This window comes from Arthrobacter agilis (genome assembly GCF_002953615.1).
Taxonomy (GTDB): domain Bacteria; phylum Actinomycetota; class Actinomycetes; order Actinomycetales; family Micrococcaceae; genus Arthrobacter_D; species Arthrobacter_D agilis_B.
Genome location: NZ_CP024915.1, coordinates 1,314,175 through 1,322,164 on the forward strand (window position 1 = coordinate 1,314,175; position 7,990 = coordinate 1,322,164).

Below are 7,990 nucleotides of genomic sequence, written 5' to 3' on the forward strand. Positions count from 1 at the left end.
GGAGTGATCCTGTCCCAGCTGTCCTGGCGGTGGCTGTTCATCCTCATGCTGCCCATCGTCGTCATAGCACTAATCCTGGGCGCGCTGAAGCTACGGAACGTCACCACACCCGAGCGGGTGAGCCTGGACGTGGTGTCCCTGCTGCTGTCCGTCGTCGGGTTCGGCGGGCTGGTCTTCGGCCTGGCGTCGATCGGCGAATCGGTCTCCGGCCACGCACCGGTCGCGCCCGCCATCCCCATCCTCATCGGCCTGGCCGGCGTGGCGGCCTTCGTCCACCGGCAGGTGAAGCTGCAGAAGAACGGGAGTGCATTCCTGGACATGCGGATCTTCTCCACCAGCGCCTACGTCATGCCGACGATCGTGATGACGTTCGTCGCGCTGAACGGCTTCGGCGTGGTCCTGGTCCTGCCGCTGATCCTGACTGCCGTCCTCGGACTGGACAGCCTGCAGATGGGCCTGTTCCTCTTCCCGGGCGGGGCGATGATCGCGATCGTCTCCGCACTCGGCGGACGCATCTACGACAGGGTAGGGCCCAAGCCACTGGCGATTCCCGGCTCCATCATCTGGGTGGGGACCATCTGGTTCCTCACGACCATCGACGAGAACACGAGTGTGTGGCTGGTCCTGGGCGTCTACCTCGTCATGACCGGAACGCAGGCACTGATGTGGGCGCCGATGACGACCTCCGCTCTGGGCTCACTGCCGGCGGAGCTCTACCCGCACGGCACCGCCGCATTCTCCACCGTCCAGCAGTTGGCCGGCGCGGCGGGAGGCGCGATCCTCATCTCCGCCTTCACCATCGGCGCGAACGCTCCTCAGGCGGGTGCCCTCAGCGCCGCCCAGAGCATCGACGCCGGACAGGCCGCCTTCACCGTCGCTGCGATCCTCGCCCTCGGCGCCGTCGTCGGCGCGCTCTTCGTCAGCAAGGCCCGCGCCACTCATGACGGGTGATCCGCGTGGATCTCACGAAGACAGCGGACCACTAGCCCCGTGCTGTGTCAGCACAGGCTCACCCTGCTCTGAGCGGCCGCTCCTGGGAGCCGGCCTCGTCGATGGCCTGGATGTACCGGGTGATGGAGTCGCGGTTGTGGGTGAGGAAATCGATCTTCTCCGACATGCGGTCCCGCTCGGTCACCAGCAGCTCCCGCAATCCGGGCTCGGCGTTCCTCACGACGATGGTCTGCGGCTGGTCCAGGCAGGGCAGGATACTCGAGATGATCCGCGTCGGGATTCCCGAGTCCACCAGCCCACGGACCTTCTTCACCCGGTCCACCAGGTAGTCGTCGTACGTCCTGTACCCGTTGTCCAGACGCCGGGGCGAGATGAGGCCCTGCTCCTCGTAATACCGCAGCATCCGGGCAGGAACGCCCGTCTTCTGGGCGAGCTCGCCGATACGCATTGGACCTCCGGGACATGTGATCGGAACCGCCGATTTGACCTTCACATTAGTGGCAACGTTGACACTTATCAAGATGGCCGGAGCGACCAGCACGCGCTACGAGCATCTGGCATTGGTAACGACCACGTGTACGAGGAGAACCTTTGAAGAAGTCGCAGATGATCCTGGGTATGCACCTGGGCAACGGCTACGGGTCCCAGAGCTCAGCCTGGCGGGCCCCCAACGTGAACCCGGCGAACTATGCGAGCTTCGACGCGCAGGTCCGGTACGCGCAGGCCGCCGAGCGCGGGAAGTTCGCCTTCCTGTTCCTCCCGGACTTCCCCGGACTACAGGCCGACGTGGATCATGAAGCACCGCAGATCACCCTCGATCCGATGATGACCCTCGCGGCGATCGCCCGGGCCACAGAGCGCATCGGGCTCGTCGCCACCGGTTCCACGACGTTCAACGAGCCCTTCAACATCGCCCGCCAGTTCAAGGCCCTGGACGTGATGAGCCACGGACGCGCCGGATGGAATGCGGTCACCACCAGCGACCCCAATGCTGCAGCGAACTTCGGCCAGGGCATCGCGCCCCGGCCGCAGCGATACCAGCGTGCCCACGAGACTATCCAGATCACCCAGGCCCTCTGGGGTAGCTGGCAGCAGGACGCGTGGATCAAGGACCAGAAGACCGGGCGGTTCGCTCACCCCGACAAGATCCAGCCCATCAACATGCAGGGCGAGTACGTCGCCTCCCGCGGACCGCTGCCCATCCCACCGTCCGAGCAGGGCCAGCCCGTCATCTTCTCCGCCGGAGGAGGCGCCAACGGGCTCGAGATCGCCGGACGCTACGCCAACGGCGTCATCGGCGCCACATTCACCATCGACGACGCCCGCAGGCAACGCCAGGCCTACCGCGAGGCCGCAGCGAAAGCAGGGCGGAACCCCGACGAGATCAAGTTCTTCGCCGGAGTCATGCCCGCCATCGGGAAGACCAAGCGTGACGCCCTGGACCGGCGCGTGCAGCTGGCAGAGCTCACGGCAGCATCCCGCGTCCCCTACCTCGGCTCGATGCTCAACCTTCAACTCGGTCCAAGCCAGATCGACGAACCCCTGACTGCTCAGCAGCTGGCGGCTGCGTCGCCGAGCCCGTTCGACCCCCGCTCCCCACGAGCCCTGGAGGTTGCACGCGAGGGATGGACGCTCCGCGACATCCTCGCCCACGGGGTCATCGACTACCACCCCACCCCTGTCGGTACCGCGTCCGTGACCGCGGACCACCTGCAGGAATGGTTCGAAGCCGGGGCCTGCGACGGATTCTGGGTGTCCATCGACGTGAACGAGGACGGCATCGACACCTTCGTCGACGAGGTCGTCCCCCTCCTGCAGGAGCGCGGCGTCTACCACCACGACTACGACGGCGCCACTCTCCGCGACCACCTCGGCGCCCCCGCCCACTACGGACTCGACCCCCGCCTCGCCCTCCAGTAACGACCGACAGGAGCGTGTGAGATAACGGACGTCACGTGGAGACTTGACCATCACCCGGAGTTGACGGTGTCGATTGGTGAGCTCACCTCACGACCACCTGAGGCGGGCGGAGCCGGGGGTGAGTCCTGTCCTGCGTCCTCGTCCCGACGTCGATTGGTCCGTGGGCCAGCTGCCTGGACGCCAGCGGTACGAGATCGTCCGCCCCTGGGATACGGGCTGTTGCTGGTGCGCACAGGACGTAGTGGGCCGGGAGATACGGGTATCCGGCTGGCCCGGTGGGGTGGGTGGTACTCGTGCGCGCTGCAGGTCCCCCCCGTAGCTTCTACAGCACCAGGGCGCCCGCGCCGGCTCCCGTGCACGGGAGTGCCGGGAGCGTCCCTGTTCGACAGTCCCGCTCGGAATGGAGCTCGATGCCTACTTCTCTTATGCTGTCAGGACCTTCTGGGCGGGAGCAGGCATGAGGATCACCCTCCTGGCGGACTCCTGCACGACGGGCTGGCTGAACTGGGGCCATGGTGAACTGTGGCTGACGCCGCATCACGTGGTGCGGATCGGTCGGCGTGAGCTCACCCTGAGGTCCGCCGCGAAAGGTGGTGCGATGGGCGGTGCCGTCGCTGCGGCAGGAGGTCTGGGACTCCTCGCAGTGCAGGCGGCGGACAAGAAATTCGCCAGTGGTCGACCCGCACCCGGCGCGGTGGTCGAGGTCGAGAAGGACACCTGGGAGGGCGAGCTCGACGGTCAGCCGAAGGCCTTGATTCTCGGCCGCGACGATATCGACTCCCTCGACTATCGGCACGGAATCAGCTCTTCCCGCCTGCACATCAGGATGACCGACGGACGTGAGCACAAGCTGCTGTGGTTGCCCAATCCTCATGCCGGGAATCTCCTCGCCCACGCTTTCGGTCCCCGGATGCACCGATCGTGACGGGCAGCGTAGCGGCACCGTTCCACGGACACCGTGATCAGCCGGAATTCGGTTCCCATCAGTACAGGCTGCGTTCACGCCGCTGACACGTGATCTCCCGATGGCTGTCAGCATCCCTGCCTACCGTCGGACCCATGAGCTTCGATCTCGATCTTCGTCCTGTTCACGCCCTGTCGGTCCTCGCGGCAGGATCGACCGTCCACGCAGCAGGACGTTCGCGTTCCATCACTGTCGGGCTCCGACTGGCCGAGGCAGTCCACGTACGGCAGGCCCTGCACAACACGGGTCTGTCCCCGTCGGACTATCGCCGAGTCCTCCGGCAGTTCCTCGGCCGCGACGTCGAATCCCTGGTGCAGATCGATCGTCATGAACTGCGGCCATTGCTGCGCCGGCTGGACTCGCTCTGACCGCTTTCGAGCGGAATCGTCAGCCGGTGGGAAGTCGCGTTACGTCCTACGTGCCGGGCACGGGCACGGGCAGCGCCGTCGGGCAGGGTTACCGGGTCGGGTCGGAGGGTGACGCGTGCACCGTTCATACCGTTGCTCGACGCACAGCTCGAGCGTAGGTTGACTGCATGGATCGAGCCCCTGCGAGTCGGTTGCCGGTCGTGCCGGTCGTGCCGGTCGTGCCGGTCGTTGCGCCGGTGCTGGCCCTGGGTGGTGGGGCAGCTCTCCTGATGGCCGAGCGGATCGGTTTCATCAGTGAGGCGGCCGAGCAGGTCTCGACGCTTCTGTGGCTCGGAGGGTGGGTGGTGATCGTCTGGGCACTACTGCTCCTGGGTGCCCAGCTGGTGACGCTGGGCGTGCAGCTTCACGCTCATCGGTCCGTCAGTCGCTGGGACGCTTGCAGTGTCGGAGCGACGACCCTCCTTCTTGGCGTGGTGATCGCGAGTCATCCGCTGTGGGGAACAGGATCGGGCGTCGGAGGCTGAGGGCATCACTCGAACAGGACCTCGTCGGGGATGGCAGAAGGATTGCATCCCGTAGTTCAGGGCAAGAAAAAACCGCTGGAGTCAGGACCTTCACCCTGATTCCAGCGGTTCGTGGTGGAGCTAAGGGGATTCGAACCCCTGACCCCCTGCATGCCATGCAGGTGCGCTACCAGCTGCGCCATAGCCCCGTGCCGTGCTGCTCCAGGAGGCCTTCACCCCGCCGAAGCAACTTGACCAGTCTAGTAAATTCTCGCGACTTCGCCAAATCGGCCGTTCGGGCATCTCAGCCCTCCAGGGGCTCCACGGGAAGCGACCCCAGACCCACGTTGTGCTCGGTCAACTGCCACGAGAACAGCGCTCCGGATCTGCCGACGACCTCGTGCACTTCCGACCAGTGGCAGTTCGAGAGTCCCGCAAGGGCACCCCAGCGCTCCGGGGGCAGCCCCATCAGGGCGGCCAGGGCCGCCCTGATCGCTCCACCGTGGCTGACGACCACGAGGGTCTCCGACGGCGCGATGCTGGCGACGGCATCCGTCACCGCGGCGAGCATGCGCTGTCCCACCTCGATCCGGTTCTCCGCACCACCGGCCCGCACTTCGGGGTCTCCCCCGCGCCAGGCGGCGTTGTCGTCCGCGAACTGCTCGTCGATGGCGGCGAAGGACAGTCCCTGCCACTCGCCGGCGTCGGTCTCACGCAGCCGCACGTCGTAGGAGACGTCCATGCTGCTGAGACCGGCCAGTGCGGCGGCGGTGTCGGCCGCGCGCCGCAGGTCGGACGAGATGATCATCGAGGGCTGCCGCGTGACGAGGACCTCTGCGGCGCGCGCAGCCTGCTCACGACCCGTGTCGTCGAGGTCGATGTCCTCCTGGCCCTGGAACAATCCGGACCGGTTCCACTCCGTGCGCCCGTGGCGCCAGAAGATGATCCGCCGGGCCGCCGGATGGGTGTGGGGGTTCCGCGTCACTCCGCGGCGTCGTCGGCTGCTAAGACCTGTGGTGAGGTCTGCAGCTCACCCTCGAGCTGGAGGTCCACGGACGGGCAGTCCTTCCAGAGCCGGTCCAGGGCGTAGAACACCCGGTCCTCCTCGTGCTGGACGTGGACGATCACCTCGGCGTAGTCGAGGAGGACCCAGCGGCCCTCACTGCGCCCCTCACGCCGCACGGGCTTCAGGCCCTGCTTGGACAGTTCCTCCTCGATGCCGTCGACGATGGCATTGACCTGCCGCTCACTCGGCGCGGACGCGATGACGAAGACGTCCGTGATCGCCAGCCTGTCGCTGACGTCGAGGGCGACGATATCCTGGGCGATCTTGTCCGCCGCGGCGTGCGCCGCGGTGCGGGCAATGCCGATGGACTGTTCGGTAGCGCTCACTGATCTCCTTGTGTGGTGCCAGCGGTTTCACCCATTGAGGGAGCTGACGGTCATCATTATCCCGGTTGCGAGCGCTGCTGCGCCCACCCCGAGCAACGAATACTGGATATAGCGCAGCCGGCGCAGCCGTCCGAGGCCGGCGGTCATGGCGTCGAGTGGCTCCAGGCCGAACGCGCTCCGGGCCCCGATCGGTTCCGTCGGGCCGCCGTCTAAAGAGCTTGCAGACACGCCCTCGCCCGTGGCGGGGTTCCGCTCGGGACGCGGGATGACCACCGGTATCAGCGAGGTCGACGGCGCCCGCAGGACGGATCGCGTGCCGCCCGGAAGCCGGACGAACTCGGGTGGCGCGACGAACGAGAGGTTGTGTGCCGCGGTCGGATCATGGGGGACGGACGGCTGCGGCGGACCCTGCGCCGCGACCTGCTGGATGTTACGGGCGCGGGCGTTGAGGGCAGCCGCCCGCTCGGCCAGCGCCTGCTGGCGTGCCAGCATCGCGGGGTCCACGGAGAACGGGTCGTCGGTGGCCGCGGCCTGCAGGCCGGCCGCGTGCGCGGCGGCGTCCTCGATCAGCGCGTTGCGCCTGGCGAGGGCCTCCTCGATGCTCATGTCCTCGACGCGGCGCGTATCCGTCCCCCGGGAGGCCGTATCGGCGAGGGGCCGCCGCGCGCCGTCGTCCGCCTGTGCCTGCTGCTGCCGACGGCGGTCCCTGCGCCCGCCCGGCAACGGTTCGGTGGAGCGCACGGCCAGGGACGCACCATAGCCGACGGCAGGGCCCGCCGCGTCCGGCCGGACCGACGGGTCGACGGCGACCGCCGACACGCCGTCGGCGGTGGGGGCGACAGCCCTGCCCTGCGACCGCAGCAGCCTCAGTTGCCTGCGGGTCGGTAGTTCGACGCGCACACCCTCGAGCAGGGCGGCCTGGTGCTCGGCCAGGGCGCGCAGGGCCCCCAGCGCTTCCCGGTTCCGTGCGGAGATCTCCGACTCCTGCGCTCCTGGCGCTGGACGGTCGGTCTCCTGCGACCCGGCCGTCCGTACGGCGTCCTCTGCCTTGCTCATCGCTGATTCATCCAGTCGGTTGTTTCTCGCCCTCGACGCCCGAGGACGGTGCGCCCTCCTGCCGGATGTCGCGCCGGTAGAGCCGGTGCTTGGCGATGTACTGCACGACGCCGTCGGGCACCAGGTACCAGACCGGCTTGCCCTCGCCCACACGGCGCCTGCAATCGGTACTGGAGATCGCCATGGCCGGCACTTCCAGGAGGCTCACGTCGCGCCCGCGGCCGTTCAGCTCGTGCCCTGGCCGCGTCACCCCGATGAAGTGCGCCAGGGACCAGAGTTCCTCGGCGTTCTTCCACGTGAGGATCTGGGCCATGGCATCCGCGCCGGTGATGAAGAACAGTTGCGCATCCGGCCGTTCGACCTTCAGGTCGCGCAGCGTGTCGATCGTGAAGGTGGGGCCCGGCCGGTCGATGTCCACGCGGCTCACCGTGAAGCTGGGGTTCGACGCCGTGGCGATCACGGTCATCAGGTACCGGTGCTCGGCCGCCGTGACGTCCTTGTCGGCCTTCTGCCAGGGCTGGCCCGTCGGGACGAAGACCACCTCGTCCAGATCGAAGACCGATGCGACCTCGCTGGCGGCCACGAGGTGACCGTGGTGGATCGGATCGAAGGTGCCGCCCATGACGCCGAGGCGCCACGGCGAACCATCACGATGCCGCTGCCGGAGGCCACCCATGACGTCCCGCTCGATACCCTCTGCCACCAGGACTGCTAGTGCCGGTTCGCTTCGCCGTGATCGTGGTTGTTCGCGTGCTGCTTGTGCGGGTCGATGTGCTCTTCGACGGCCTCGTGGCGGTTGCGCACGTTGGAGAAGGAGATCGTCACGATCATCAGGG

General features: G+C 67.5%; 10 protein-coding genes and 1 tRNA gene. 5 read left to right on the forward strand and 6 right to left on the reverse strand.

The window, feature by feature from the left end; all coding sequences use genetic code 11:
- A partial coding sequence (locus CVO76_RS06280) for an MFS transporter (RefSeq protein WP_208741270.1) occupies positions 1-951 on the forward strand: 951 nt, incomplete at its 5' end.
- Between the two features lie 58 nt (positions 952-1,009).
- On the opposite strand, the gene CVO76_RS06285 is transcribed toward CVO76_RS06280, so the two are convergent.
- Positions 1,010-1,399 carry a MerR family transcriptional regulator gene (locus tag CVO76_RS06285; RefSeq protein ID WP_133081728.1) on the reverse strand — a complete coding sequence of 130 codons (390 nt, stop codon included), beginning with the start codon at positions 1,397-1,399 and terminating at the stop codon, positions 1,010-1,012.
- Between the two features lie 143 nt (positions 1,400-1,542).
- Here CVO76_RS06285 and CVO76_RS06290 point away from each other — a divergent pair, with 143 nt between their 5' ends.
- From CVO76_RS06290 to CVO76_RS06305, 4 genes are all read left to right on the forward strand, one after another.
- A complete protein-coding gene (locus tag CVO76_RS06290) occupies positions 1,543-2,871 on the forward strand; it encodes an NtaA/DmoA family FMN-dependent monooxygenase (RefSeq protein WP_208741272.1) in 1,329 nt (442 codons plus the stop codon).
- A gap of 457 nt (positions 2,872-3,328) precedes the next feature.
- Positions 3,329-3,796, forward strand: coding sequence for a hypothetical protein (locus CVO76_RS06295; RefSeq protein WP_133081727.1), 468 nt, complete (start codon positions 3,329-3,331; stop codon positions 3,794-3,796).
- A 134-nt stretch (positions 3,797-3,930) separates the two neighbouring features.
- Positions 3,931-4,203, forward strand: coding sequence for a hypothetical protein (locus CVO76_RS06300; protein WP_208741274.1), 273 nt, complete (start codon positions 3,931-3,933; stop codon positions 4,201-4,203).
- Positions 4,204-4,370: 167 nt separating this feature from the next.
- A complete protein-coding gene (locus CVO76_RS06305; protein WP_208741276.1) occupies positions 4,371-4,727 on the forward strand; it encodes a hypothetical protein in 357 nt (118 codons plus the stop codon).
- Positions 4,728-4,839: 112 nt separating this feature from the next.
- On the opposite strand, the gene CVO76_RS06310 is transcribed toward CVO76_RS06305, so the two are convergent.
- From CVO76_RS06310 to nadD, 5 genes are all read right to left on the reverse strand, one after another.
- A tRNA-Ala gene (locus tag CVO76_RS06310) sits at positions 4,840-4,915 on the reverse strand.
- A 95-nt stretch (positions 4,916-5,010) separates the two neighbouring features.
- Positions 5,011-5,691, reverse strand: a complete 681-nt coding sequence (locus CVO76_RS06315) for a histidine phosphatase family protein (RefSeq protein ID WP_208741277.1) — start codon at positions 5,689-5,691, stop codon at positions 5,011-5,013.
- On the reverse strand, positions 5,688-6,098 hold the full coding sequence (rsfS, locus tag CVO76_RS06320) for a ribosome silencing factor (protein ID WP_208741279.1): 411 nt from the start codon (positions 6,096-6,098) through the stop codon (positions 5,688-5,690). Before rsfS ends, CVO76_RS06315 begins: the two co-directional genes overlap by 4 nt.
- 27 nt (positions 6,099-6,125) lie before the next feature.
- On the reverse strand, positions 6,126-7,154 hold the full coding sequence (locus CVO76_RS06325; protein ID WP_208741281.1) for a hypothetical protein: 1,029 nt from the start codon (positions 7,152-7,154) through the stop codon (positions 6,126-6,128).
- A gap of 7 nt (positions 7,155-7,161) precedes the next feature.
- On the reverse strand, positions 7,162-7,830 hold the full coding sequence (nadD, locus tag CVO76_RS06330) for a nicotinate-nucleotide adenylyltransferase (protein WP_279628611.1): 669 nt from the start codon (positions 7,828-7,830) through the stop codon (positions 7,162-7,164).
- Between the last annotated feature and the right edge of the window lie 160 nt (positions 7,831-7,990).